24 protein-coding genes are annotated in these 26,150 nt (G+C 40.9%); 23 read left to right on the forward strand and 1 reads right to left on the reverse strand.

Annotation, left to right across the window (positions count from 1 at the left end; all coding sequences use genetic code 11):
* Positions 1–15: 15 nt before the first annotated feature.
* From ureG to ACVIJU_RS07925, 22 genes are all read left to right on the forward strand, one after another.
* Complete coding sequence (ureG, locus tag ACVIJU_RS07820) at positions 16–624, forward strand: urease accessory protein UreG (protein ID WP_063386865.1); 609 nt, start codon at positions 16–18, stop codon at positions 622–624.
* Positions 625–626: 2 nt separating this feature from the next.
* Entirely contained in the window at positions 627–1,436 is an 810-nt protein-coding gene (locus ACVIJU_RS07825; RefSeq protein WP_339211317.1) for an urease accessory protein UreD, read from the forward strand.
* Between the two features lie 26 nt (positions 1,437–1,462).
* Positions 1,463–2,095, forward strand: a complete 633-nt coding sequence (locus tag ACVIJU_RS07830; RefSeq protein WP_130158577.1) for a HoxN/HupN/NixA family nickel/cobalt transporter — start codon at positions 1,463–1,465, stop codon at positions 2,093–2,095.
* Between the two features lie 215 nt (positions 2,096–2,310).
* Positions 2,311–3,987, forward strand: coding sequence for a sigma-54 interaction domain-containing protein (locus tag ACVIJU_RS07835; protein ID WP_456687441.1), 1,677 nt, complete (start codon positions 2,311–2,313; stop codon positions 3,985–3,987).
* Between the two features lie 284 nt (positions 3,988–4,271).
* Entirely contained in the window at positions 4,272–5,420 is a 1,149-nt protein-coding gene (locus ACVIJU_RS07840) for an acyl-CoA dehydrogenase family protein (RefSeq protein ID WP_063386868.1), read from the forward strand.
* Positions 5,421–5,440: 20 nt separating this feature from the next.
* A complete protein-coding gene (locus ACVIJU_RS07845; RefSeq protein ID WP_066248722.1) occupies positions 5,441–6,211 on the forward strand; it encodes a glucose 1-dehydrogenase in 771 nt (256 codons plus the stop codon).
* Between the two features lie 220 nt (positions 6,212–6,431).
* The gene (locus ACVIJU_RS07850) at positions 6,432–8,051 is read left to right on the forward strand and encodes a long-chain-fatty-acid--CoA ligase (RefSeq protein ID WP_066248718.1); all 1,620 of its coding nucleotides are present in this window, start codon (positions 6,432–6,434) and stop codon (positions 8,049–8,051) included.
* 79 nt (positions 8,052–8,130) lie between these two features.
* Positions 8,131–8,904, forward strand: coding sequence for an electron transfer flavoprotein subunit beta/FixA family protein (locus ACVIJU_RS07855; protein ID WP_311067171.1), 774 nt, complete (start codon positions 8,131–8,133; stop codon positions 8,902–8,904).
* Between the two features lie 22 nt (positions 8,905–8,926).
* Entirely contained in the window at positions 8,927–9,907 is a 981-nt protein-coding gene (locus ACVIJU_RS07860) for an electron transfer flavoprotein subunit alpha/FixB family protein (protein WP_456687442.1), read from the forward strand.
* Between the two features lie 390 nt (positions 9,908–10,297).
* Positions 10,298–11,449, forward strand: a complete 1,152-nt coding sequence (locus ACVIJU_RS07865; protein ID WP_456687443.1) for an acyl-CoA dehydrogenase family protein — start codon at positions 10,298–10,300, stop codon at positions 11,447–11,449.
* Positions 11,450–11,557: 108 nt separating this feature from the next.
* The gene (locus tag ACVIJU_RS07870) at positions 11,558–12,745 is read left to right on the forward strand and encodes a thiolase family protein (RefSeq protein WP_456687444.1); all 1,188 of its coding nucleotides are present in this window, start codon (positions 11,558–11,560) and stop codon (positions 12,743–12,745) included.
* A gap of 115 nt (positions 12,746–12,860) precedes the next feature.
* On the forward strand, positions 12,861–14,039 hold the full coding sequence (locus ACVIJU_RS07875) for an acyl-CoA dehydrogenase family protein (protein ID WP_066248706.1): 1,179 nt from the start codon (positions 12,861–12,863) through the stop codon (positions 14,037–14,039).
* An 80-nt stretch (positions 14,040–14,119) separates the two neighbouring features.
* Positions 14,120–14,884, forward strand: a complete 765-nt coding sequence (locus ACVIJU_RS07880; RefSeq protein ID WP_130158406.1) for a beta-ketoacyl-ACP reductase — start codon at positions 14,120–14,122, stop codon at positions 14,882–14,884.
* A gap of 22 nt (positions 14,885–14,906) precedes the next feature.
* Positions 14,907–15,356, forward strand: a complete 450-nt coding sequence (locus ACVIJU_RS07885; protein ID WP_311067174.1) for a MaoC family dehydratase N-terminal domain-containing protein — start codon at positions 14,907–14,909, stop codon at positions 15,354–15,356.
* Positions 15,353–15,754, forward strand: coding sequence for a MaoC/PaaZ C-terminal domain-containing protein (locus ACVIJU_RS07890; RefSeq protein ID WP_130158402.1), 402 nt, complete (start codon positions 15,353–15,355; stop codon positions 15,752–15,754). Before ACVIJU_RS07885 ends, ACVIJU_RS07890 begins: the two co-directional genes overlap by 4 nt.
* A 244-nt stretch (positions 15,755–15,998) precedes the next feature.
* Positions 15,999–17,168 (forward strand): thiolase family protein, encoded by a 1,170-nt coding sequence (locus ACVIJU_RS07895; RefSeq protein ID WP_063386879.1) that lies wholly within the window; start codon positions 15,999–16,001, stop codon positions 17,166–17,168.
* Between the two features lie 592 nt (positions 17,169–17,760).
* Entirely contained in the window at positions 17,761–19,431 is a 1,671-nt protein-coding gene (locus ACVIJU_RS07900) for a long-chain fatty acid--CoA ligase (RefSeq protein WP_063386880.1), read from the forward strand.
* A 53-nt stretch (positions 19,432–19,484) separates the two neighbouring features.
* Complete coding sequence (locus ACVIJU_RS07905) at positions 19,485–20,351, forward strand: branched-chain amino acid ABC transporter permease (protein WP_063386881.1); 867 nt, start codon at positions 19,485–19,487, stop codon at positions 20,349–20,351.
* Positions 20,348–21,352: a branched-chain amino acid ABC transporter permease gene (locus tag ACVIJU_RS07910; protein WP_340806668.1), complete on the forward strand. Its 1,005-nt coding sequence runs from the start codon at positions 20,348–20,350 to the stop codon at positions 21,350–21,352. The genes ACVIJU_RS07905 and ACVIJU_RS07910 overlap by 4 nt, the downstream gene beginning before the upstream one ends.
* A gap of 2 nt (positions 21,353–21,354) precedes the next feature.
* The gene (locus ACVIJU_RS07915; protein WP_063386883.1) at positions 21,355–22,119 is read left to right on the forward strand and encodes an ABC transporter ATP-binding protein; all 765 of its coding nucleotides are present in this window, start codon (positions 21,355–21,357) and stop codon (positions 22,117–22,119) included.
* Positions 22,112–22,819 carry an ABC transporter ATP-binding protein gene (locus ACVIJU_RS07920; RefSeq protein WP_066248684.1) on the forward strand — a complete coding sequence of 236 codons (708 nt, stop codon included), beginning with the start codon at positions 22,112–22,114 and terminating at the stop codon, positions 22,817–22,819. The genes ACVIJU_RS07915 and ACVIJU_RS07920 overlap by 8 nt, the downstream gene beginning before the upstream one ends.
* Before the next feature lie 53 nt (positions 22,820–22,872).
* Positions 22,873–24,078: an ABC transporter substrate-binding protein gene (locus ACVIJU_RS07925; RefSeq protein WP_340806663.1), complete on the forward strand. Its 1,206-nt coding sequence runs from the start codon at positions 22,873–22,875 to the stop codon at positions 24,076–24,078.
* Positions 24,079–24,258: 180 nt separating this feature from the next.
* On the opposite strand, the gene ACVIJU_RS07930 is transcribed toward ACVIJU_RS07925, so the two are convergent.
* Positions 24,259–25,002: a DUF3784 domain-containing protein gene (locus tag ACVIJU_RS07930; protein ID WP_242009367.1), complete on the reverse strand. Its 744-nt coding sequence runs from the start codon at positions 25,000–25,002 to the stop codon at positions 24,259–24,261.
* A 220-nt stretch (positions 25,003–25,222) separates the two neighbouring features.
* Between ACVIJU_RS07930 and ACVIJU_RS07935 the strand changes: the two genes are divergently transcribed.
* A complete protein-coding gene (locus ACVIJU_RS07935; RefSeq protein ID WP_066248677.1) occupies positions 25,223–26,020 on the forward strand; it encodes an ABC transporter ATP-binding protein in 798 nt (265 codons plus the stop codon).
* Positions 26,021–26,150 lie beyond the last annotated feature (130 nt).

Here is a 26,150-nt window from a genome sequence, read left to right on the forward strand (position 1 = left end):
CCCGAATCAGTCAAAATGGAACCTATACGAATCGGAATTGGAGGGCCAGTAGGAGCCGGCAAAACGCTGCTAGTGGAAAAATTGACTCGCTATTTGTCAAAGGAATTCAGTGTTGCTGTTGTCACTAATGATATTTATACAAAAGAGGATGCCTTATTTTTAATAAAAAACAGCGTTCTTCCGGAGGATCGGATTATCGGCGTCGAAACAGGCGGCTGTCCCCATACGGCCATTCGTGAGGATGCATCGATGAATTTTGCGGCAATTGATGAGTTAAAAGAAAGACACGAGGATTTAGATATGATTTTTGTTGAAAGCGGCGGAGATAACTTAGCGGCAACCTTCAGCCCGGAATTAGTCGATTTCTCCATTTATATCATTGATGTTGCCCAAGGGGAAAAAATCCCAAGAAAAGGGGGACAAGGGATGATTAAGTCTGATTTGTTTATCATCAATAAAATCGACCTCGCTCCTTATGTCGGTGCAAGTCTTGAAATCATGGAACAAGATACGAAAATGATGCGGGGGGAGCGACCGTTCTTTTTTACTAATTTAAAGGAAGAAATTGGTTTAGATAATGTGATCAATTGGATTAAACGAAATGCGCTGCTGGCAGGGTTGTAGAAATGGAAGGAATTTTGCAGATTCGCGCGGAGCAAAAAGGGGAGCGGACCGTAATTACGGATCACTTTTTTCAGGGAGCTTTGAAAATGACAAAGCCGGTCTATACGGAATCGTCGATACCGATCGTTTATGTGATTCATGTCGGCGGCGGATGTGTAGACGGGGATGAATACGCACAAGAAATTTCCTTAGGTGAAAAGGCAAGGCTTGCGGTGACGTCACAATCTTCAACGAAAATTTATAAAACACCGAAAAAACCTGTCAAGCAGAAATTCTTGTTTACATTGCAAAAAGACAGCGTGCTGGAATGTTTGTCAGATCCGTTGATCGTTTATGAACAGGCTCGCTTTGAGCAGGAAACCATCGTCCATATGGAAAAGGGTGCAGCCTTTTTGTACAAAGAAATTATTACGCCGGGCTGGTCTGAAACCGGGCAGCCGTTCTGTTTCGATGCAATTCGGCTAAAATTAAAAGTTTATAAGGAAAATCGATTGATTTTGTTCGATCATTTTTATCAACAAGGGGATCGGGGAATTGATCAATTATTGAATATGGAAGGCTATACACATTACGGTTCGTTCCTCGTTATTTCTGACGAAGTGGATGATAAATTAATGGAAAAGATTTCATGCCATTTGCAGGGAGGACCGTTTGATGGACGGATCGGCATTTCAAGATTTTTGCCATCTGCCTTTATGATTAGAATTTTAGGAAACCATACCGATCACATTGAGGGGCTGTTTTTGGAAGTTCACCGATTGGCGAGAGCTTATCTATTAAAAGAACCTCCAATCCTATTACGAAAATATTAAAGAGATAAATAGAAGAGGTGAAAAATGTGTCAGTCAATTTTTTATCCGTGCTTTTTTTCGGATTGATTCTCGGGATGAAACATGCAACTGAACCGGATCATGTGATTGCTGTGTCCACAATTGCCAGCAGGACAAAAACTTTAAAGAAATCCAGTTTAACAGGAGTATATTGGGGAATTGGACACACCGCTACCCTTTTGTTGATCGGGATGATCGTGATCGGATTAAAAACAGCTATTCCGGAGAAGGTTTCATTGACATTGGAATTATTCGTCGGGATTATGTTAGTGATTTTAGGAATTTTAAGTCTTCGCGATGGCAGGCACAAACTGGCGCGAAACGATGAAACGGAATATACAAATATTAAATCATTGATCATTGGTTTTATTCACGGTTTGGCAGGAAGCGCGGCAATGGTGCTGTTAACGATGACAACTGTTGAAAGCTATTTTCAAGCGTTTTTATACATCTGCATTTTCGGAGTCGGGACGATCATCGGCATGTTTTGTTTTACAACCATTCTCGGCCTGCCGTTTATTCTCGGAAGCAAAGTGAAAAAATATGTTCCGTTCATTTGCTCGCTTGCCGGAGCAATTAGTATATTATACGGCACCTTTTATATTTATGAAATCGGCTTTAAAGACGGATTGTTTATATAAATCGATTAATTGCTTAAAACCTCGTTTGGATCACTCCATCCAAATGGGGTTTTTTCATGTGTATTGGGATTATTTACTAAATCATTAAAGTATTGTATTCTTTTAATAATCATCCACATTTTTTGTAGAAACTGGTTCGTAAATCAAATATATGTAAAGAGGCGAAAAATCGCCAACCTAAAAAATCCGCGAAACTGTGAGATAGAGGTGGTTAGATGAGCTCAGCCGTTCAATTTCAAATCCCCTTTCCCTATTTTGTCATGTCCCCCAACGAAGAAATCCTCTTTGGCAACGAAGTATTCAATGAATACGTCCGTACTTCTACTAAACATAAAAAAATACACGACATATTTCATATATGGGAAGAATTCAAACATGGAAAAGTTGTGCGAACGGAGGTGGAAGGGAAAAGCTGCATGTTTCTGAAAACGAAAATAGAAGAATCTCAACATTTCTTTTATATAGGGACTTTTTCCTTAGAATTAATTTCATTGCTTGATGAGTTAAAAGAGACCCATCGCCTTAACCGTGAATTAGACGCCATTATCGAAAACTCTTACGACGGCATTTATATTACGGATAAAGAAGGTGTTACGATTAAAACGAATTCGGCAATCGAACGAATTACTGGAATTCCAAAAGAATACTATATTGGGAAAAAGGTAGATTATCTCCAAAAGAGAGGGATTTTAAAAGACTCTGTAACTCATAAAGTTTTGAAAACAAAAAGAACGGTGTCAGTTGTCCAACTAAACTATTCAGGAAGAGAAACATTGTTAACAGGCAATCCGATTTTTAACGAAAACGGCGAAATTGAGGGAGTTGTCACAAATATTCGCGACTTGTCCGAATTAAATGAGCTCCAGAAAGCCTTAAAAAAAGCAAATGAATTAAATGAGACATATAAAAAAGAGATTGACCGATTAAAAAGAAACAAGGAAGATGAGCATGATGTCGTTGTCAATAGCCAGCAGATGAAATTCATTTACGACACTGCCAATCGAATTATCAATGTAGATGCAACCGTATTGATTTTAGGCGAAACGGGCGTTGGGAAGGATGTGTTGGCTCGGCATATTTATGACAATAGCGAAAGAAGGTTTAAAGGGGAATTTGTTAAGGTCAATTGCGGAGCCATTCCCCCTGAATTATTGGAATCTGAGCTTTTTGGATATGAAGGCGGCGCTTTTACCGGAGCGAATGCAAAGGGAAAACAAGGTTTGTTTGAGGCGGCTGACAAGGGCGTGCTGTTTTTAGACGAAGTGGGAGAATTGCCATTAAACTTGCAAGTCAAATTATTACGCGTGATTCAAGAAAGAGAAGTACAAAGGTTGGGTGGTACGAAAACAAAAAAGGTAGACGTGAGAATTATTGCAGCAACAAATCGTGATTTGAAAGAAATGGTCAAAAAAGGGGAGTTTCGAGAAGATTTATTTTATCGTTTAAATGTCGTCCCGATTCACATCCCTCCTCTAAGAGAAAGAAAAGAGGACATTTTGCCATTAGTAGAAGTGTTTTTGCGAAATGTAAACAAAAAATATCGGAAGCAAAAGAAAATAGACCCTGAATTAAAAGACTTTTTTTACCATTACCATTGGCCGGGAAACATTCGCGAGCTGTCCAATTTGATTGAAAGAATTGTGCTCGTAAATCGGGATCAATTGTTAAAGGTTCATCATTTGCCGCCGGAATATCAAAATGAAAATACGTTCCATTCGAATATTCCATCTTTAAAGGAAGCGATGGAGCAAGCTGAAAAGAATATTTTAAGAATGGCTTGTAAAAAATATAAAACGACGTATGAAATAGCGGAAGCACTGCAAACGAGTCAGCCAACAGTGGTTCGAAAGCTGAGAAAATACAACTTAAATATAAATGGTCATGAAAACTAGCATGCAAAGATCATTTATACTCCTCTTAAACAATGCTGATAAAAATAAATTTACTCCAATCTTTTTCAAGAAAGGATTGGAGTTTTTTTGTGAATCAAAACTGATTTGATCGATTCATATTTGAATCAAATATTTTTCCGAGAAATAAAGACTTTTCTACAAAGTGATTTATTTATGAATTATTTTCCCCCGCTGCATTTCGGAAAAAAGCAATAAAACGATCATGTGTCATTGGCACGCTTATTGCTTATAAAAAAATGAAAACTTGTTGAGGAGGAAGTTGCATGCTTGAAACAACGATACAGGAAATCGACCAGATGAAGCAAATGGTGAAGCAGTTTGTGGACAATGAAGTGGAACCATATGCTCAACAAATAGAAGAAGAGGATCAAATTCCCCAACATATCATCGATCAAGCGAAAGAACTGGGCCTGTTCGGAATCAGTATTCCTGAGGAGTACGGCGGGATCGGTTTAAATACGCTTGGTAAAGCGATCGTTCTTGAGCAGCTTGGTCGTACGCATAACGGCTTTGTCAGCATGATAAGTGCACATACAGGAATCGGTAGCACAGGATTAGTGAAGCTCGGTTCTGATGAATTAAAAAGAAAATATTTACCAGCAATGGCGGCCGGAGAAAAAATAGCCTGTTTTGCCTTGTCCGAGCCTGGGGCTGGTTCGGATGCTACAAATATTTCAACAAGGGCGGAAAAGAAGGGAGATTACTGGGTTTTAAACGGAATCAAACATTTTATAACAAATGCCCCGATAGCTGATATTTTTACCATTTTTGCGGTAACGGATAAGGAGAAAGGAGCGAAAGGAGGGATTACAGCCTTTGTCGTTGAAAGGGATTTTCCTGGATTAATCATAGGGAAAAAAGATAAAAAAATGGGATTAAGAGGATCTCATACAGCACAAGTCATTTTGGAAAATTGCATAGTTCCAGAAGAAAACGTTATTGGCGAGGTTGGCAAAGGATATATATCAGCCTTAAAAATTTTGGCAGAAGGACGGATTGGGCTGGCGGCCAGGTCGGTCGGCTCGTGTGATAAGCTTATTGAGATGTCAGCTGCCTATGCAAAAGAAAGAATCCAGTTTGGGAAGCCGATTGCTCATTTTCAAGCGGTTCAATGGATGCTTGCGGATATGGCGACAGAAACAGAAGCGGCTCGAACGTTAACGTTAAAGGCCGCACAGATGGTGGACGAAGGGAAAAACGTGATGAAAGAAGCAGCAATGGCCAAACTATTTGCTTCTGAAGTCTTTAACCGTGTTGCAGATCGCGCTGTCCAAATTCATGGCGGGATGGGGTATGTATCGGAATATCCAGTTGAACGGTACTACCGGGATGCCAGAATTACAAAAATATATGAAGGAACCAATGAGATTCAAAGAATCATTATCGCAAGAAAAATTCTCGAAGAAGTTTAAGGAAAGGCAGTGGATGGCTTGTGCTAAATAAACTTTTTCATATTCGCGATCAAGTGGCCGTCGTTACCGGCGGCGGGACCGGGCTGGGAAAACATATGGCAGAGGCTTTAGCAGCATCAGGCTGTCATGTGGCGATTTGTTCCCGAAAGGTTGAAAATTGCAGGCAAACAGCTGAAAACATTCAAAAACAATACAATATTCACGCGAAAGGGTATCAATGCTTCGTTCAAAATGAAGAAAGCGTCCGGCAATTTATAACCGAGGTGATCAATGATTTTGGCAAAATCGATATTTTAATCAACAATAGCGGCACAACTTGGGGAGCCGATGTTGAAGACATGCCGCTTGAGGCTTGGCAAAAAGTGATCGATGTGAATATAACAGGTACTTTCCTCATGTCGAAAGAAGCAGGCAAGCATATGATTAAACAACAATATGGAAAAATTATCAATATTGGTTCTGTTGCCGGATTAAAAGCTGAATCTCCTGAAATTTTAAATGCGACCGGTTACAGCGTAAGCAAAGCAGCCATTCATCATTTTACAAAAGAGCTAGCCCGTAAGTGGGCAAAGCACAACATTCATGTTAATGCGATTGCTCCGGGATTTTTCCATACAAAAATGACAGATTATACCCTTCGCCAAAAAGGAGACGAAATAAAAAAACGCAACCCGTTAGGAAAAATCGGTGATACGGATTCATTAAAGGCTTTGGTGCTCTTTTTTGCAAGCCCTGCCAGCAATTATGTGACAGGCCAAATTGTCGCAATTGATGGAGGCAGTTCTCTGTAAGAACGGGGAACTGTTAGATGCTTTGGTTGAATCGGATTCAGGTGGGAAGCTTTTGGCAATTTTGTTTCGAGATAAGAGGAAAAGAAGTGCCTTTTAACGAATTAATTTTATGAAAATTCAGAAAAAATAACGGCATAGATGTGAACAGTTTTGAACGTTAAGGGTCATAAACTGAAAAGAAGCTATTTGTCTTCAATAAAAAGCGCAGGAGGTTGCAATTTTGGAATTGCTAGAAGGACGCCCGTGGAGCAAATGGTATAAAGATCAACCGTCAACATTCAATTTTCCAGAAGTATCTTTATACAATTTTTTGGAGCAAACTTCAAAGCGATTTGGCAAAAACATTGCCGTCATTTTTGAAAATGAAGAAATCACTTATAACGAGTTAAAATGCCGAGTCGATCAACTAGCTGCAGCATGGAACGAAATGGGGCTTCAAAAAGGGGAAAGAATCGGGTTAATGCTTGCCAACCATCCTCATTATATTATCTCATATTACGCAGCACTTGCATTAGGTTTAACCGTTGTGCAAATTAATCCATTTTACACGGTTAGGGAGCTTTTGCAAATTATCGTTGATTCACAAATCTCATATATAGTGGCTGATGAAAACGCTTTAATAAAAATAAAAGAAGCAAAACACATATATCCTTTTAAAAAGATCTTCGTTTCTCAAAAAAACACGGAAGAAAAAGATCGGCAATTTATCGATTTGAAAGCCTTAATAGATTATTCTAAACAGCTTGAAAAATGTACGGATGTCCAAGCAAAAGAGGATGTGGCAGTGATTCAGTATACTGGCGGGACTACAGGGAAAATGAAAGGTGCGATGCTGACACATTATAATTTAACCTCCAATGTCATTCAAAGTTATTTGATGTATGGCGATAAAATGATTTTCGGAGAAGAAATCATTTTGACGGCAATCCCTTTGTATCATGTTTATGCGATGACATGTGCGATGAATTTAGGGATTTACATTGGTGCCAAAATACTGTTGTTCCAAAAGTTTGACGTTCAAGATATTCTTGAAAAAATACAGAAATATCGGCCAAGTCAATTTCCAGGCGTTCCGAAGATGTATAACGCATTTGTCAATCACCCTGACATCGATCAATATGATTTAAAAAAACTAAAAGTTTGCACTTCAGGTTCAGCACCTTTGCCGGTGGAGGTGTTAAGACGTTTTGAAAAGCTGACAGGAGCGGCAATTGGTGAAGGGTACGGCTTGTCCGAAGCTTCGCCGACCACCCACCGCAATCCGCCATTTGGAAAACGGGTAGTTGGAAGCATCGGCATTCCGTTGCCGGCTACAGATTGCAAAATTGTCGATGAAAATGATCATGAGCTAGGTCCGAAAATGATCGGGGAGCTCTTAATTAAAGGGCCGCAAGTGATGAAAGGGTACTGGAACAATGAGGCGGAAACCAAACAGGCTATTCAAAACGGATGGCTTTATACAGGGGATTTGGCCATGATGGATGATGAAGGATATTTCTATATTGTCGGCAGAAAGAAAGAAATGATCATCGTTGGCGGATTTAATGTATATCCGCAAGAAGTCGAAAGCGTTTTATATGAGCATCCAAATGTAAAAGAAGCAGCAGTTGTCGGGATTCCTCATCAAAACGAAGGGGAAATCGTGAAGGCGTATATTGTTCCGAAACATAATAGCGAAATGGACATTGAAGAATTAAAAGGATTTTGTTATGCCAAATTAGCAAGATATAAAGTGCCAAAAGAATTCGAGATTCGTGACAGCCTTCCGAGAAATTCGGTTGGAAAACTATTAAAAAGAATATTAGTAGAAGAGGAAAAATCACAGAAAAGAAATGTTTGAAGCTTTTTAAAAAACGATCAGCTGAAAAATTGGCAGCGGTCAGCACACTAAGTTCTAAAAAAAGACTGGAGTGATAAATATGAACATATGCGTTTTGATCAAACGAACGTTTGATACGGAAGAGAAAATTATATTGACTGATGGAATCATTCAGGAGGAAGGAGCAGAATTTATCATCAATCCATATGACGAGTACGCCATTGAAGAAGCCATTCAAATTCGCGATGAACAAGGCGGAGAAGTAACAGCTGTTATGGCTGGAAATGAAGACGGTGAAAAGGAATTGCGTACAGCTCTTGCAATGGGGGCAGATAAAGCAGTTCTCATTAAACTTGAGGAGGATGTTGAGGATGGAGACCAATGGACGACAGCAAAAGTTCTTTCAACCTATTTAGAAGGAAAGAACTATGACCTTATTTTAGCCGGTAATGTAGCGATTGACGGCGGAAGCGGCCAAGTAGGACCTCGCGTTGCCGAACTGCTTGGAATACCTTATGTAACAGCGATCACAAAGCTAGAAATTGACGGAAGAAAAGTAAAAATTGAGCGTGATGTCGAAGGGGATGTAGAAGTGATTGAAGCGTCGCTTCCTTTGCTGGTCACCGCTCAACAAGGATTGAATGAGCCCCGTTATCCATCTTTGCCAGGCATTATGAAAGCAAAGAGAAAGCCGCTGGAGCAATTAGAATTAGATGACTTGGATTTGGAAGAAGATGATGTCGAGCCAAAAACGAAAGTATTAGAAATCTTCTTACCTCCAAAAAAAGAGGCGGGCAAGATATTAAAAGGTGAATTAGAAGATCAGGCAAAAGAACTTGTTTCATTATTAAGAAGCGAAGCAAATATCATTTAATCACGACAAAGGGGAGATGAGGATGGCAAGAAAAGTAATCGTTTTAGGAGAGATCCGCGATAAAGCGCTGCGCAATGTTTCGTTTGAAGCAATTGCAGCTGCAAAAGTGTTAGCAAACGGAGGAGAGGTTGTTGGAATTTTAATAGGAGAAAAAGTAGCAAATCTTGCTTCAGACATGATAGCCTATGGAGCGGATCGGGTGGTAGTGGCGGAAAATGAAAAATTTAAGCATTATACTCCTGATGGGTATGCTCAAGCGCTTATGGCAGTGATTGAGGAGGAAAAACCAGAAGGAATTGTCTTCGGTCATACGTCACTAGGAAAAGATCTTTCACCGAAAATTGCCGCAAAATTAAACGCAGGGCTCGTCTCTGATGTAACAGCTATTGAGGCAGACGGTGACAATATCACCTTTATACGACCCATCTATTCGGGAAAAGCATTCGAAAAGAGAGTGGTAACAGAGGGGATTATGTTGGTTACTGTTCGACCAAACAATATAGCGCCATTGGAGAAAAATGAGGAAAGAACAGGTAAAGTTGCTTCCATATCGGTTGAAATAAAAGACTTGCGCACGATCGTAAAGGACGTCGTTCGAAAAGCTTCTGAAGGTGTTGATCTTTCAGAAGCAAAAGTAATTATCGCCGGAGGTCGTGGAGTGAAAAGTGCAGAAGGCTTTAAACCGCTCCAAGAGCTTGCGGAAGTATTGGGAGGAGCTGTCGGGGCATCCCGCGGAGCTTGTGACGCTGGATATTGCGATTATTCGATGCAGATCGGCCAAACTGGCAAAGTAGTTACACCTGATTTATATATTGCCTGCGGAATATCTGGAGCGATTCAACATTTAGCCGGCATGTCCAATTCAAAAGTGATTGTCGCCATTAATAAAGATCCGGAAGCAAACATATTTAAAGTGGCGGATTACGGAATTGTCGGTGACTTGTTTGACGTGGTCCCAATGTTGACAGAGGAATTTAAAAAGTTAAAGGTCCTTAGTTTCTAAACCGCATTAAAAATTTGGTTTTCCTGAAGATCGGAATTTCCATTCAAAAGTCTTGTGCTGTTTTTAGCAAAGCTGCCATGAAGAGAGAGAGGATTAGGGAAAATCTCTATATGCTAGATAGTTATTCGGAAAACGGGTGCGATTCGCAGCATGAAAGGAAAGCGTTTTTAAAATGTTGAAAGGTTTCCCTCATGGAATGAATTTGTCTTGTCGGCACTTTTGATCAAACGGCTAACTTGTTTACATGTATTGCAAGCATCTTGGGTGAACCGTTTCTATGACAGAGTGAAGCTGACAGAGATGGACGATTCGGCTTCATCCAACCGGTTTGCTCGAATAAACCATCAGTGAAGCAAGCTTTAAATTGGGGACAAAAGAGGTGGTGAAAAAATGGATTTTCAGCTGGATGAAGAAATCGAATTGTTAAAAAGAAATGTGCGAGATTTTGTTCAAGCAGAAGTCGAAGCAGTTGCGAAACAAATTGAAGAAGAAGATAAAATCCCCGAACATATTGTGGAAATGTCCAAGGAACTGGGCTTGTTTGGATTAAGCATCCCCGAAGAATACGGCGGGCTTGGAATCGGGATGGTGGGGAAATGTGCTTTATATGAAGAAATTGGCGCCACCCATAACGGTTTTACAACATTAATCGGAGCACACACTGGCATCGGCACAGTCGGAATTGTCGAAATGGGCAATGAAGAGCAAAAGAAAAAATACTTGCCAGCCATGGCGCGGGGGGAGAAAATAGGAGCATTTGCTTTGACGGAGCCAAGCGCTGGTTCCAATGCAACCAACTTAAAAACGACCGCGATCAAAAAAGGAGAAAAATATATTTTGAATGGCACAAAGCATTATATAACAAACGCTACGGTAGCGGATGTTTTCACCGTCATGGCCGTAACAGACGCATCTAAAGGATCAAAGGGAATCACTTCCTTTATCGTAGAAAAGGACTTCCCCGGCTTTCGTGTTGGAGCAGTTGAAAAGAAAATGGGGTTGAAAGGCTCTCATTCTGCTGAAATTATTTTAGAAGATTGCGAGGTTCCAGCTGAAAATATTTTAGGGGAGGAAGGCCAAGGATATGTGAATGCATTAAAAATTTTAGCGAATGGCCGAGCCGGATTAGCAGCCAGAAATTTAGGATCTTGTCAAAAGCTTTTAGACTTATCCGTTCAATATGCAAAAGAACGCATTCAATTTGATGTTCCGATTATTGAACACCAGGCTGTTGCTCACATGCTTGCAGAAATGGCAATGGAAATTGAAGCATTGCGTTCATTTACCTACCGTGTTGCGTGGATGGTAGATCAAGGAATGAAAGTGATAAAAGAGGCAGCAATGTTAAAGCTATACGGGTCGGAAGTGTATAACCGTGTCGCAGATAAAGCTGTTCAAATTCATGGCGGTATCGGCTATATTTCAGATTATCCAATTGAAAGATTTTATCGAGATGCCCGGATTACGAGAATTTATGAAGGAACATCGGAAATTCAAAAAAACATCATTGCCCGCCAATTACAAAAGGAATACGGCCAATAACCATTATGGTCATGCTGTAAATGCAAGTGTTTCGAAACGGATAACAAAAGATTGCTGGAAAAATAATATAAAAAAATTTTAAAGCTGCTCTCCGGGGGAGGAACGTACATGGAGAACATAGTCATTGCCAGCGCTGTTCGAACAGCGATCGGCCGGTATGGCGGAGCATTAAAGGATATCAATTCCGGATTTTTGGCTAGTCATGTTATCAAAGAGGCAATAAAAAGAGCAAAAATCGGGCCAACCCAAGTAGATGAAGTGATTTTAGGCGAGGTAAGGCAAACGACGGAATCTTCAAATGTTGCCAGAGTCGCTGCATTGCGGGCAGGAATCCCTGAAACGGCAACCGCCTTTACTGTGAATCGTTTATGCGCCTCAGGAATGCAGGCAATCGCTTCAGCTGTACAGCAAATTTTAACAGGCCATGCGGAAATTGTCGTTGCCGGCGGCACGGAAAATATGTCAAGGGCGCCTTTCTATTTAAGAGGTGTTCGCTTTGGCACGGGACAGCCGTATTTGGTAGATTCCAATACTGAGGCAGGTCAGCAGCCGAATGAAATCTATGGAGATCAGCTGGGAATGGGCATAACCGCAGAAAATGTTGCGGAAAAATATAATATTTCACGGAAAGAACAAGATTTATTTGCATTAGAAAGCCAAAAGCGCGCAGAGAGAGCCATCCAAGAAGGGAATTTTCAAGCTGAAATTGTTCCGATTGAAATCAACAGCAAGAAAAATTCGTTCATTTTTCATACAGATGAACATCCGCGCCCGAATACAACCTTGGAAAAATTGCAGCAATTAAAACCGGCCTTTCGGCATAACGGAACGGTGACAGCAGGTAATGCGTGCGGCAGAAATGACGGCGCGAGCGCATTGGTCATCATGAGCGAAGAAAAGGCAAAAAGGTTGAACATTCAGCCATTAGCCCGGATTGTAAATTGGGCGCAATCAGGCGTATCCCCGGAAATTATGGGGATCGGACCCGTTCCAGCGGTGCAAAAATTGCTGGAGCGAACAGGAAAAAAGATGGAAGATATCGATTTAATCGAACTGAATGAAGCGTTTGCTTCTCAGGCGCTTGCAGTCATTCGCGAACTAAACCTTGACTATGACAAAGTAAATGTGAATGGAGGGGCGATCGCTCTCGGCCACCCTTTAGGTGCGACCGGAGCACGGATTGTCACAACATTGCTTTATGAAATGATGCGAAGAAATAACCGATATGGTATAGCAACTCTTTGTGTAGGCGGAGGACAGGGAATGGCCATGCTGATTGAAAATTTGATCGTTTAAAATCAACCGCTTCAAATCTCCTGATCAAAATCCGCTGCAAAGGGATATGCATTCTGGCCGGTAGTATAGGAGAATCAATAGTTTATCTTAATTGGAAAAGGATGGAGAGATTAACATGAACTTACGTCTATCTGAAGAACAAAAAATGGTTCAAAAAACGATAAAAAAATTTGTTGAAAAAGAGTTAATGCCTTTGGAAAATGAAGTGCTCAGAAATGAAAGGGAAGGAAAGCCCAGCCTTCCGCCTGGCAAGCTTGAAGAGCTTCAGCTGAAAGCAAAAGAAGCTGGTTTTTGGGGAATTAACACACCAGCCGAATACGGAGGAGCAGATTTAGGAAATGTTATGCTGGCGATCGTCTATATGGAGGTTGCGAAAACGTTTGTACCATTTAAATTTGGCGGTTCAGCGGATAATATTCTTTACTATGCAAATGAAGAGCAAAAGAAAAAATATTTAATACCAACGATCAATGGGGAGAAAAAGTCATGCTTTGCCATGACTGAGCCAAGTGCAGGATCAGATACACGAAACATAAAGATGACTGCCGTAAAAGACGGTGATGAGTGGGTGCTGAACGGTGAAAAAACGTTCATCACTGGCGGAAACGAAGCAGACTTTGTCATGGTCATTGCCATTACAGATAAAGAAAAGCATAAAGAATCCAATGGCCGTGAAGGGGTTACATGCTTCATTGTTGATCGAGAAATGGGGTGGAGATCAGAGTATATTCATACGATGGGAGAATGGGGACCGGCCGGGCTGGTGTTTGAAAATGTTCGCGTCCCGGAAGAAAATATTTTAGGTGAATTGCATAAAGGCTATAGCCTGGGACTGGAATGGATCGGCTTTGCTAGATGGGTCGTCGGAGCAAGAGCAGTCGGAGCAGCTGAGCGTCTTTTGCAAATGGCGATCGACTACGCAAAAGAGCGCATTACTTTTGGAAAACCGATTGCCGAAAGACAGGCCATTCAATGGCAAATTGCTGATTCAGCTGTTGAAATCGAAGCGGCAAAATGGCTGGTATTAAATGCTGCCTATACTCTTGATCAAGGAGAGGATAATCGGCATTTAGCTTCGATGGCGAAGCTGTTTGGCGCAAATATGGGGAATCGAGTAGTGGATCGAGTTTTACAAATTCACGGCGGAATGGGATATACAAGAGAATTGCCAATTGAAAGATGGTACCGGGAAGCAAGGCTTTGGAGAATTTATGACGGTACAGATGAAATTCAACGTATGATCATTGCAAGAAACCTTTTAAAAGGACATGTAAAAATCGGTCAATTTATTTAACCATTCATGAAACGTCACTTTAATACAAATTTAACCGGAAATGACGAAATTTTTCGAAAATATGGTTAGGAGGAGCAGAAATGGCTGGTCGATTTGATGGGAGAGTTGCTTTTATAACAGGAGGAAGCCGTGGGATCGGCAAAAGTATTGTCGAGCTTTTCGCTGAGGAAGGAGCAAAAGTGGCATTTATTGATCTAAATGAGGAAGCGTTAAAGGCCACAGCAAATGAACTGAAAGAAAAGGGATTTGAGGTTTTTGCAAAAGCGGCGGATGTGACTGATCGAGAACAAGTGGAAGGTACGATGGAAGAGGTCGTGAATACATTCGGTTCGATAGATATTCTTGTCAACAATGCCGGTGTCATTCGAGATAATTTATTGTTCAAGATGACAGATTCTGATTGGGACACCGTGATGAATGTTCATTTAAAAGGTTCTTTTTACTGCGCACGGGCTGCTCAAAAATATATGGTTGAAAAAAAATACGGACGGATTGTTAATATTTCATCGACTTCCGCTCTCGGCAACCGCGGCCAAGCAAATTATGCAACAGCAAAAGCAGGGATCCAAGGATTTACCAAAACGCTTGCCATTGAGCTTGGCAAGTTTGGGATTACGGTAAATGCGGTTGCGCCTGGATTTATTGAAACTGATATGACGAAGGAAACAGCTAGAAGAATCGGCGTGCCGTTTGAGCAGTTTGTAAGCGCTAGAGCTGCCAATATACCTGTAGGCAGAAGCGGAAAGCCGTTTGATATTGCAAACGCGGTAGCATTTTTTGCAGATGAAAGATCGTCTTTTGTGAACGGGCAAGTGTTATATGTAACCGGGGGCCCGAAAAACTAGAAATCGACGGGGGTGGTTCCAAATGTTTGAACAGCATATCGGAAAGTGTTCTAACAAGGTAAAAAATATCGTTGAAAGTGGTGCTGTAAAGAAATTTGCCGAAGCTATCGGAGATCCTCACCCGATTTTCATCGATGAAGAAACAGGAAAAAAATCACGCTATCAACGCAATATTGCACCGCCGACATTTCCGAGAGTATTTGATTTTGGGGTAATTGCCGGATTGAATCTGCCGAAAAAAGGGCTAATTCATGGTGAGCAGGTGTTTCATTATGTACGGCCGTTAATAGTAGGAGAAGAAATTTTTTGTTGGTTAAAAGTGGAGGATTATGTAGAGAAAACGGGAAAGAGCGGTAAAATGGGATTTTTAGTCCTCAAAGGCTTTGGAGAAGATCCAACCGGTGAAATAATTTTTACTTCTAAACAAACGATTATTATTACGGAAGCGGTTCGAAAGGAGATGATCGTTTGAACAGCCTGTCTGATTTACAAGAGGGGAAGTCATTACAAGTCATTCAGCTCAAACCTGTTTCAAGATTAGATTTAATTAAATACGCTGGAGCTTCAGGCGATTATAACCCGATTCATACAATAGATGAAGAAGCAAGAAAAGCTGGTTTGCCGGGCATTATAGCACATGGCATGTGGACAATGGGGAATCTGGCAAAACTTTTTACCCCTTATTATCATGAAGGGTTTGTGAAGGATTATTCTGTAAGATTTATAGGGAAAGTGTTTCTAAATGATGTGATCACGTTGAAAGCGACATTAAAAGAAAAATTCGACCAACAATACCGTTTTGATGTGGCGGCCGTAAATCAACATGACAGCGAAGTCGTAAAAGGAGAGGTCATCTTTTCGAAATATTAAGGAGAAAGTTTGAGGGGGCCCTACATTACTGTCAAAAAGTTCACTATTGTTGGGATCAGCAGACCAAAACGCATTAATGTAAGTTTTCGCTTGTTCTAAAGTGCAGTACGTAAACTTCTAATGTATGAGGAAAAAGCTGCCGTAATACGTTTTTACAATCTAAGCTGGCCGACATAGATTCAAGTTTTTTCAAAAGCTTTAAACTGCAAGGTGAAAGAAAGCTTATAAAGGAGGCGTGAGATTAGTGAAGAGAGATGCCGTGATTGTTTCGGCGGTACGTACAGCAATAGGAAAACAAGGCAGTGCACTAGCTTCTGTTCCGGCACACGTGCTTGGAGCTGAAGTGATAAAAGAAGCGGTAAGACGGGCTAATATTCGACCAGATATGATTGATGATGTGATTTTTGGAAATGTATTAAGCGGCGGCGGGAATATTGCCAGGCTGACTGCACTGCAAACAGGTTTATCGATTAAAATTCCCGGCGTAACCGTTGATCGGCAATGCGGTTCTGGCATTAATGCGGTAAACCTTGCCTCGCAGGCAATCCGGGCTGGAGACGGGGATGTGTATATTGCCGGCGGAACCGAAAGCATGAGTCGAGCGCCATATTTAATGGACCGGCCGGAAAAACCATATAGTCCGAAGCCTCCAAGCTTTCGGAAGTCCCAATTGTCACCAAAGGAAATTGGTGATCCGCCAATGGGAATTACTGCAGAAAATCTTGCGAAAAAGTATGGGATCAGTCGTGAAGAACAGGATGCATTCGCTTTTAAGAGCCAGCAAAAAATGGCCGCCGCCATGAAGGAGGGGCGGTTTGACGAGCAAATTGTTCCGATAGCCATCCCTGTCAAAAAAGGAGAGCCGATCGTTTTTCAAACGGATGAGCATCCCCGTCCTCAAACGACGATGGAGGCTTTGTCAAAGCTGCCGCCGGCTTTTTTAGAAGGCGGAACAGTTACGGCTGGAAACAGCTCTGGTTTAAATGATGCCGCTTCAGCATTAGTTGTTATGTCAAGGGAAAAGGCAGAGGAATTAAGTTTAACCCCGTTGGCAGCCATTCGCGAGTATGCTGTAGCTGGAGTAGATCCAAATATTATGGGGATTGGACCCGTTCCAGCAACAAAAAAGGTGCTGAAAAAAGCAGGACTGACTTTGGACGATATCGATCTCATTGAAATAAATGAGGCGTTTGCCGCTCAAGTCATCGCATGCGACAGGGAGTTAAATATAAACCCTGAAAAATTAAATGTAAACGGCGGAGCGATTGCTCACGGCCATCCGCTTGGTGCAACGGGCGCGATCTTAATCACAAAAGCTGTCTATGAACTGCAGCGAACAGGAGGAAGGTATGCTTTAATAACAGCCTGCATCGGCGGGGGACAGGGAATTGCAACGATTATCGAACGGGAATAACAAAAGTAAAAACTGCCTCTCTTCGCCTCTTAATAGAAAATAGAAAAAATTTTCAAGGTTATGATCAAAACAAGTATTCAAGAAACGGTTCATTTGATAGGTGTGGCAATGAGATTATTTTGTTAACAAAGAAGAATTGTTAAAAATATTTGCATCAGTTCCATTGAAAATCTATTGAAACTAAAGAAGAAATTGAGGTGAATCGTAAAATTTCCTGAAATCGCCAATAGGCATATTACAACAATTTCCTAAAAAACATGCGTCGTTTAGCTTCCACAGCATTGAAAGAAAGGGGAAACGAGGTCAAACATTGATTGAAATCGGAATGCAAAGAGGATTAAAAAGCATTTTCCGCAGTGGGAATTTGCAATTTCACGGGTGACAATTGATTTTATTCTGAAGGGGAAAGCTTCGGAGGAAAACTTGCAAAATTTTATTTTAAAAGTGTTAAATGGGCAGATGTTAGATATTTAAAAAGATTTCCCCTTTCTTTTTGCCAATAATCAATAGAGTTTTTTTTAGATAAAATATTAATCATTGTTTTTTAAATTCTTATGCTTTCTTGAATATATTTCATGAAGGAGTGGTCCGTTTGCTGACACTTCATCACAAATTTTGGCCTAAACTTCCGAAATCGTTAACGGTTCCGGAAACTTCTATTTACGAAAATTTAGAAATAACAGCAAGACGCTATCCTGATCATGAAGCTATCTATTATTACGGCCGTTCGATCACGTATCGCCAACTGGATGAAGAAGTAAATCGAATAGCTGGTTTTTTACAGCAAAAATTCAATGTATTAAAAGGAGAACGAGTTTTATTGTTTATGCAAAACTCCCCGCAATTTATCATTGCCTACTATGCAATCATAAGAGCAAATGCAGTTGTAGTTCCCATTAACCCTATGCTGACAACAAAGGAGCTGGAGTTTTATATTCGAGATGCTGAAATAAAAACTGCCATTATCGGTCAGGAATTAAATGAAAAGGTTGAACCGCTGCTCCACAACACATCTCTTACGAAGCTTCTCATCGCAGCATACTCGGATTATGTTGGAGTTGGGTTTGATGGCAAGCTGCCAAAAGAAGTGAAAATGCCTCCAATTCGTTTTAACAGTTATAACCAGTTTCTATGGATGGATGCCATTCAGGCGAATGATATTCCAGGCGAACATTTTGCCTTGCCTGAAGATTTAGCAGTTATTCCATATACATCCGGTACTACTGGTGTGCCAAAAGGTTGTATGCATACGAACAAGACCGTCCAAGCCAACATTGTTGGAGGATATTATTGGGCTCGGGCAACAGCAAATACGGTTCATCTTGCAACTTTGCCAATGTTTCATGTAACAGGCATGATCATGGGCATGCATTTACCAATTTTTGCAGGAAGCCGGATCGTGATCATGACGAGATGGGATCGAGAAGCAGCAGTTGAGCTGATCAAAAGCCAAAAATGCACTCATTGGGTTACGATCAGCACGATGCTTGTTGATTTCCTTTCCAATCCTAGCCTAAAAGCGGAAGATTTGATTTCCTTAACTTCTATTTCAGGAGGAGGAGCGGCTTTTCCTGAAGCGCTGGGAGAGAAGCTGTATAAAATGACCGGACTGTATTTTATCGAAGGATACGGTCTTTCTGAAACCATTGCGCAAACTCACTTGAATCCTTCTGACAGGCCAAAATGGCAATGTCTCGGCATCCCGACTTTTGATGTGGATGCTCGCATTATTGATCCGGAAACACTGCAAGAACTAGGAGTTGGCGAAGTAGGAGAAATTATCGTTCATGGTCCGCAAGTGATGGTCGGCTATTATAACAGAGAAGAAGAAAATCGCAAAGCCTTTATCGAATTGGATGGAAAAACATTTTTTCGAACAGGGGATTTAGGACGTTATGATGATGATGGATATTTCTTCATCGTCGATCGAGTAAAACGAATGATTAATACATCTGGATTTAAAGTATGGCCGTCTGAAATAGAGTCGTACCTTTATAAACATCCAGCTGTTAAGCAAGCATGTGTAATCGGAATTCCCGATCCGAAAAGAGGAGAAACTGTTAAAGCCTTTATCGTTTTAGAGGAAGGTTATGAAGGAAAAATAAGTGTCGACGATATGATTGAATGGTCAAAAAAGCATATGGCTGCTTACAAGTATCCTCGCTATGTTGAATTTAGAAAAGAGTTGCCTGTCACAGGCAGCGGCAAAATTTTATGGCGCCAGCTTCAAGAGGAAGAAAAGAAAAAAACGGCGGGTAACTAATTTGTCGCAATTTGTTGTAAGCAATGTTTTCATTCTGCGAAAGGGGGAGAATGATGGAGATTTTTGCGCAGCAGATCTTTAATGGACTAACAGTTGGAAGCGTTTACAGTTTGGTTGCTTTAGGATTAACGCTTGTATACGGCATTTTGCATATCCCTAACTTTGCCCACGGAGCCCTTTATATGATGGGGGGATATATAACATTAACCATGATGACGAAATTTGGGCTGTATTATTGGATTGCCATCATGATTTCCATGGTAATAGTCGGACTGATGGGAGTGCTGATGGAGCGGTTTATTTTTTATCCGTTAAGAGATGCTCCGCCGATACAGGATAAAATAGCCGCAATCGGAATTCTCCTGTTTCTTGAGGCGTTTGCCCAATTTGTTTGGGGGGCTGACTATCAAACAATGCCGACCCCATATGGTCAGGTGGTCTCCGTAATGGGGTTAACGTTCACCATGCAAAGGCTTCTTATTATTATCTCTACCGTTGTCGTGATGATATTACTGTTTTTATTCCTGAAAAAAACGTTCATTGGATCTGCTATTATTGCGATGTCCCAAAACCGAGAGGGTGCTCATTTAGTCGGCATCAATACAAACAAAATGGCAATGCTTACTTTTATGATTTCCGGAGCGCTTGCTGCGATTGCAGCTTCTTTGTCATCCCCTATCAATCTTGTCTTTCCGGGGATGGGCCATCTTGTGATCTTAAAAGCGTTCGTCATTATTATTATTGGAGGGATGGGGAGCATCCCGGGAGCGATTATTGGCGGATACATTTTAGGGTTTGCTGAAAGCTTAGGGGCAACATATATATCGAACGATTATAAAGATATTTTTGCTTTTATTCTCCTCGTTCTCATCTTAACATTTAAGCCGACCGGATTATTCGCAAAGGGGGGACATTCATGACAGCTCGTTTCAAACAAAAAGCTGTTGTATTGAGCATTGTCCTCCTTGCCCTTTTGCTTCCGTTCATCATTCAAAATGATTATTTTTTCCATATCATGACGCTGTCATTTATTTGGATGATCGGAGTGTACGGCTTAAATTTAATAGCTGGCTATACGGGATATTTGTCTTTGGCGCACGCAGGCTTTTTTGCTATCGGAGCTTACTCGCTGGGGATATTAACGGTAAAATTCGAGATTCATTATTGGCTGGCCTTTTTTCTTGCATGTGCGATCACATGCATCATCGGGTTGGTCATCGGCCTTGTTGCCTTACAAACAAAAGAACACTTTTTTGCCATTTATACGCTATGTGTTGGCTATATAATTTATCTCGTGATTGATAAATGGGAAAGTTTAACAGGCGGAGTGAGAGGTCTGATTGGGATTCCTGTTCCGCCTGATCTTGGCCCTATCTCGTTCCGTTCACCCGTCAGTCAATATTATTTTAACTTATTTTTCCTGCTTGCTGCTATTTTCATGATGTACCGGATTGTTCATTCGCTGACAGGAAGAACGTTGATCGCCATTCGAAACAGTGAAGAGCTGGCCCGAACGATCGGAATATCCACAATGAAAAATAAATTGGTTTCCTTTGTCCTTTCAACTTTTTTTGCTGCATTGTCGGGAATTTTGTATGCATCCTTTATTCGTTTTCTCGGTCCAGATATAAGTTATATAACGATGACATTTGATTTTTTAATCTTTCTTCTTGTCGGCGGAATTGGAACTCTTTCCGGTCCGATTGTTGGAACGCTGTTAATTGTTTGGATTTCTCAGCAGCTCCAATTTCTTCAAGATTATAGAATGCTAATTTTTGGCCCTTTATTAACCTTGTTAATTATTTTCTATCCGAAAGGCATTGTCGGTGGAATTTTCAGTTGGAAAATGAAAATGCAAGAAAAAAAGAAGCGTCTTTCAATGTCTGCTAAGTCAGCCACACAAAGAGCGGAGGAGGGATAACATTGTTTTTGGAAACCCGCCAGCTAACGAAACAATTTGGTGGTCTTGTAGCTGTAGATCATGTGAATTTTTCGGTTGAAAAAGGAAAAATCAATGCGATCATTGGTCCCAACGGCGCAGGCAAATCGACTTTCTTCAACTTGATCAGCGGTTTTTATCCGCCGAGCTCAGGACAAGTGATGTTTAAAGGGCAGGACATTACTCGTCTTCCTCCCAACAAAATTGCCAAGCTTGGAATTGCCCGTACGTTTCAAACAACCCATCTTTTTGAACAGGCAAATGTATTGGATAACGTTTTGATCGGGTTTCGTTTGCGAACAAAATCCAATCTGATTGATGCGTTATTTCTTACAAAGCGGTTAAAGAGGGAGGAGGAACAATCGAAGGAAAAAGCGTTCGAAGTTTTAAAGTTTGTCGGATTAACCAATATGGAAAATAAGATCGTCGCCAACATTTCGCAGGAAGAGAAAAAAAGAGTGGCGATCGCGCTTGCACTTGCAACAGAGCCGGAAATCATTTTTCTAGATGAGCCTGCTGCCGGCATCAATCCGGAAGAAACGGAGGGGCTGGCAAACTTAATCGAAAAAATCGTTCAACATAACATTACCGTTTGTTTGATCGAACACAAAATGAAAATGGTGATGAATTTGGCTCATAAAATAATGGTTCTGAATCATGGGAAAAAAATTGCAGAAGGAACACCTGAAGAAATACAAAATAATGAAACAGTCATTAAGGCTTATCTTGGAGGGAGTGCCATTGCTTAAACTAAAGGGTGTTTCCGTTCAGTACGGAGCATATAAGGCTGTTAGAAATGTCGACATCGAAGTGGGCAAAGGTGAGATTGTAGTTTTATTGGGTTCTAATGGTGCCGGCAAAAGCACAGTTTTCAAAACGATCGGGGGCTTACACAAGTGTACAGAAGGAGAAATTATGTTTGAAGGAAAGAGAATTGATCAAAGCTCCCCGGCTCAGATTGTCAAAACAGGCATTGTTCAATGTGCGGAAGGCCGCAAATTATTTCCAAGAATGACCGTATACGAAAATCTTATGATGGGCGCGTTTATTCACCGCAAACAAAAAAAAGAGATTGAAAACACATTACACGAAGTTTATGAGTTGTTTCCGATTTTAAAAGAAAAACGAAACGATTTGGCAGGTTCTTTAAGCGGCGGACAGCAGCAAATGTTAGCGATTGGGAGAGCGTTAATGTCAAAACCGAAGCTTATGCTCCTTGATGAACCGTCAATCGGGCTCGCACCGATCATCGTTGCCCAAATGTTTGAAGTGATCAAACAGATTAACAAGACCGAAACGACGATTTTACTTGCTGAGCAAAATGCTAATGCAGCGCTTCATATTGCACATAAAGGCTATGTACTTGAAAATGGCTCCATTGTCGTCGAAGGTTCATCAGAGGAATTGTTTGCTGATGACAACGTAAGGAAGGCATATCTCGGTGCATAAATCATTTTTTAATTTATTGAAAATTAAGAAAATAAAACCGGAGGGAAAAAAATATGAAAAAAATGAAACGTCTTTTTGCTGCGGGGCTTCTGCTCATAATGATGGTTAGTTTAGCAGCTTGTGCGGGCTCTCAAACAAGCCAATCTACTGGCGGCCAGAAGGAATCATCAAGCAAAAGCGAAGAAGGAACGGTAAATATCGGCTTTAGCGGTCCTTTAAGCGGACCGGCTGCTTTATATGGAGAACGGACACTGAACGGCATAAAAATGGCCGCAGAAGAAATTAATAACAACGGAGGATTTGAAATAAATGGAAAAACCTATAAATTAAACATCGTCCCTCTTGACGACAAATATTTGCCGAATGAAACAGCCTCTAATGCCAAACGGCTTCTTCAAGAATATAAAACACCTATTATTTTTACGCCGCACAGCGGTGGAGTGATGGCGCTTCAAGTATTTAATGAGACTGAAAAGTTTTTGATTGGTGCCTATACGAGTGAACCGGATGTAACTGATGCCGGGAACTCCCTTACGATCGGCATACCGCCGCGTTATGACGGCTACGTGGAACCTTTTACAGATTATGCTATGAAACGGTTTGGCAAAAAATTAGCCGCTCTTCCGCCGTCTACACAATATGGGAAAGACTGGGCAAAAACTTTGCTTCCACAATGGGAAAAGAAGGGCGGAAAGGTTGTATATCATTCATCCATTGATTTTTCAAAGGAAACCGACTTTTTCACCATTGTCACAAATGCTCTTAAAGAAAAACCGGATGTTCTATTTATAGGCGGAGCTTCAGAACCTACCGCAAAAGTGGCAAAGCAAGCTAGAGAGCTAGGATTTAAAGGCGGATTCATTATCATGGATCAGGCAAAACTGGATTTTATGGAAAAAATAACAGGTTCCTATGACGTATTAGAAGGTTCTGTTGGAGTGCTGCCGCTCGTAAAATCTAATGATCCGGGAGCGCCGGCATTTGCCGAAAACTATCGAGCAAAGTTTAAAGATGAACCTAGCTCTGAATCAGGGCTCAACTATATCGCTACGTATATTTTCGTTGAAGCGATGAAAGCGGCAAAAACTGTTGACGATGCGGAAGCTATTCGCAAACATATGCAAGATGGACTGGATAATCTGCCAAAAGACAAACGCGTATACGAGATTCCATCAATCGGTGATGACGGAAGATTGGAAGTGAAACGAAAAATCGCGGTAGTAGAGGATGGTCAAATTGTTTTAAAAGTAGTAGATTAATAGGTTTTCCGATAGGATTGAGCAATGATTGAAAATTTAAGAGGCTTCCTGAATGGGGAGCCTCTAAATACATGTTCCAATGCACTGTTAATGAATATTCGGATATCGGGCATGAAAAAGAGAATTGCTGTAAAGTTTCCAGTTATATATTTATAGATCAGGGTTCCATGTGCACTATTATCATTCGCTTATCTTTTCCAGTAATTGGTCATACAGCTTTTGCGTTTCGTCCCTGTCTTTTTGATTCAAAATGATATAATCATCATCTTTTTCGATATATACATACGGTGCACGCCCTTTGTAAACAAACAATTTTCCTCCTCCACCGTATGGCTCTTTTAGCCGAAAAGATCCTTTCAAACGATCAAAAGCCGCAAAGCCATTACTTTTGGCAACGACCTCGGGAAGTTCATCCAACAGCTTCACACGGTCAATCTCATCAATCGGCCATTCCACCCCATATAAACCCGTTACCTTCAACTGTCGGTCATTTATGATCACATCATGCTCCTTAAGTCCCAAATAGCCTAAAACGATAACGAATGTGATCACAATAGCCGCAACAATTCCGGTAATCCAATAATATTTTTTCCGTTTATGCTTTAGTTCATATTTTTGTACATAGATCGAACCGCCGAGCAGTACGATGAGAAACAGCAGCATGCCTATTTCAAATCCATATGGGATTTGAAAAAGTGCTAAAATGACCGAAATGAACAAAATGATGAACGTATAAAACAGCAATCTACCAATTGCCTGCGGATAACCATTTTCAATTAATTGCTGCTGTTCTTCTTCTGGTCTGTTGTAGAAGCCCGATATTAAGCTGTAATCTTGCTTCTTTACGACTAAATACGTCAGGCCCCCGTGTATGATAAGTGTGAACCCCATAGTGATTAAAAAAACGATCGTATCTGTTGACACAATGGTTCCCCCTTACGCTTTACAAAACATTTTGATTATTTCTACGGTTTTATCTTACAAATGTTTCACTCGCATAAATACCTAATGGAACTAAACCAATCTGAAGAAAGAAGAAAACACTTTTGATGGAAAAATCAGATTTTTCAATGATCCTCTCTTCCCTTCAACAGAAATTTTTGGAATAATAATTATAATGTAACGTATGGAGAGGAGCAAGCGTATGGTGATTGCACTTGAAAATGTTTCGCTCATTCGCAACAAAAAATATATTTTGGAGAATATAAATTGGAATGTTGATGAAGGCGAGCATTGGTGTATTTTAGGAAGAAATGGAGCGGGGAAAACAGCATTGCTCAATTTGTTAAACGGCTATTTGTTTCCTTCAAAAGGAACGGTTTCCGTCATTGGATTTACTTTTGGAAAGGCAGATTTTCGCGAGGTTCGAAAAAAAATCGGCCTTGTCAGCTCATCGCTCCAAGAAAAAATTTACGGACATGATCTTGTTGAAGAAGTTATTTTGAGCGGAAAATTCGCGTCAATCGGCTTATATGAAACACCGGATGAACACGATTTAGAAGAGATGCGGTCTTTGATGACGCTATTCGGGGTGGAAAAACTAAGCGGGCGTACATATGACAGCCTTTCCCAAGGGGAAAAGCAAAAAGTGCTGATTTTGCGTGCGCTTATGCCTCAGCCGAAGCTCCTTATTTTAGATGAGCCGTGCAATGGTCTTGATCTATTGGCGAGAGAAGAGCTTTTAGGGCTGATTGAAACAATTGCCAAAAGGCCCAATGCGCCAACGATCCTGTACGTGACGCATCATGTTGAAGAAATTTTGCCTTGCTTCACCAATTCCCTGTTATTAAAGGAAGGAAAGGTTTTTGCTGAGGGAAGAACAGAAGAGCTGCTTTCAAGTGAACGATTGTCAGACTTTTTTGAAGCAGGCATCGAGGTGGAAAATTTTCATGGCCGATATTATGCGAAGCTTTTGCAAAACAATCATAATAGATTGTCATAGGGAGAGTGGGGCTGTCCAGAAAGTCAAATCCCCATTGAAAACAAAAAATCATAAACACCGATATATCAACGTTTCTAACACATTAATGGGGGCGTCAATAAGCCGTAAAAACGACTTATTAGACACCCCC

Source organism: Aeribacillus sp. SP014 (assembly GCF_054055575.1).

What these genes read in the sequence shown, in the direction of transcription:
- ACVIJU_RS07880 (WP_130158406.1), top strand. Translation starts at nt 14,120, where the DNA reads ATGGCTGGTCGATTTGATGGGAGAGTTGCTTTTATAACAGGAGGAAGC.
- ureG (WP_063386865.1), top strand. Translation starts at nt 16, where the DNA reads ATGGAACCTATACGAATCGGAATTGGAGGGCCAGTAGGAGCCGGCAAA.
- ACVIJU_RS07885 (WP_311067174.1), top strand. Translation starts at nt 14,907, where the DNA reads ATGTTTGAACAGCATATCGGAAAGTGTTCTAACAAGGTAAAAAATATC.
- ACVIJU_RS07905 (WP_063386881.1), top strand. Translation starts at nt 19,485, where the DNA reads ATGGAGATTTTTGCGCAGCAGATCTTTAATGGACTAACAGTTGGAAGC.
- ACVIJU_RS07935 (WP_066248677.1), top strand. Translation starts at nt 25,223, where the DNA reads ATGGTGATTGCACTTGAAAATGTTTCGCTCATTCGCAACAAAAAATAT.
- ACVIJU_RS07825 (WP_339211317.1), top strand. Translation starts at nt 627, where the DNA reads ATGGAAGGAATTTTGCAGATTCGCGCGGAGCAAAAAGGGGAGCGGACC.
- ACVIJU_RS07840 (WP_063386868.1), top strand. Translation starts at nt 4,272, where the DNA reads ATGCTTGAAACAACGATACAGGAAATCGACCAGATGAAGCAAATGGTG.
- ACVIJU_RS07925 (WP_340806663.1), top strand. Translation starts at nt 22,873, where the DNA reads ATGAAAAAAATGAAACGTCTTTTTGCTGCGGGGCTTCTGCTCATAATG.
- ACVIJU_RS07910 (WP_340806668.1), top strand. Translation starts at nt 20,348, where the DNA reads ATGACAGCTCGTTTCAAACAAAAAGCTGTTGTATTGAGCATTGTCCTC.
- ACVIJU_RS07875 (WP_066248706.1), top strand. Translation starts at nt 12,861, where the DNA reads ATGAACTTACGTCTATCTGAAGAACAAAAAATGGTTCAAAAAACGATA.
- ACVIJU_RS07835 (WP_456687441.1), top strand. Translation starts at nt 2,311, where the DNA reads ATGAGCTCAGCCGTTCAATTTCAAATCCCCTTTCCCTATTTTGTCATG.
- ACVIJU_RS07860 (WP_456687442.1), top strand. Translation starts at nt 8,927, where the DNA reads ATGGCAAGAAAAGTAATCGTTTTAGGAGAGATCCGCGATAAAGCGCTG.
- ACVIJU_RS07870 (WP_456687444.1), top strand. Translation starts at nt 11,558, where the DNA reads ATGGAGAACATAGTCATTGCCAGCGCTGTTCGAACAGCGATCGGCCGG.
- ACVIJU_RS07855 (WP_311067171.1), top strand. Translation starts at nt 8,131, where the DNA reads ATGAACATATGCGTTTTGATCAAACGAACGTTTGATACGGAAGAGAAA.
- ACVIJU_RS07865 (WP_456687443.1), top strand. Translation starts at nt 10,298, where the DNA reads ATGGATTTTCAGCTGGATGAAGAAATCGAATTGTTAAAAAGAAATGTG.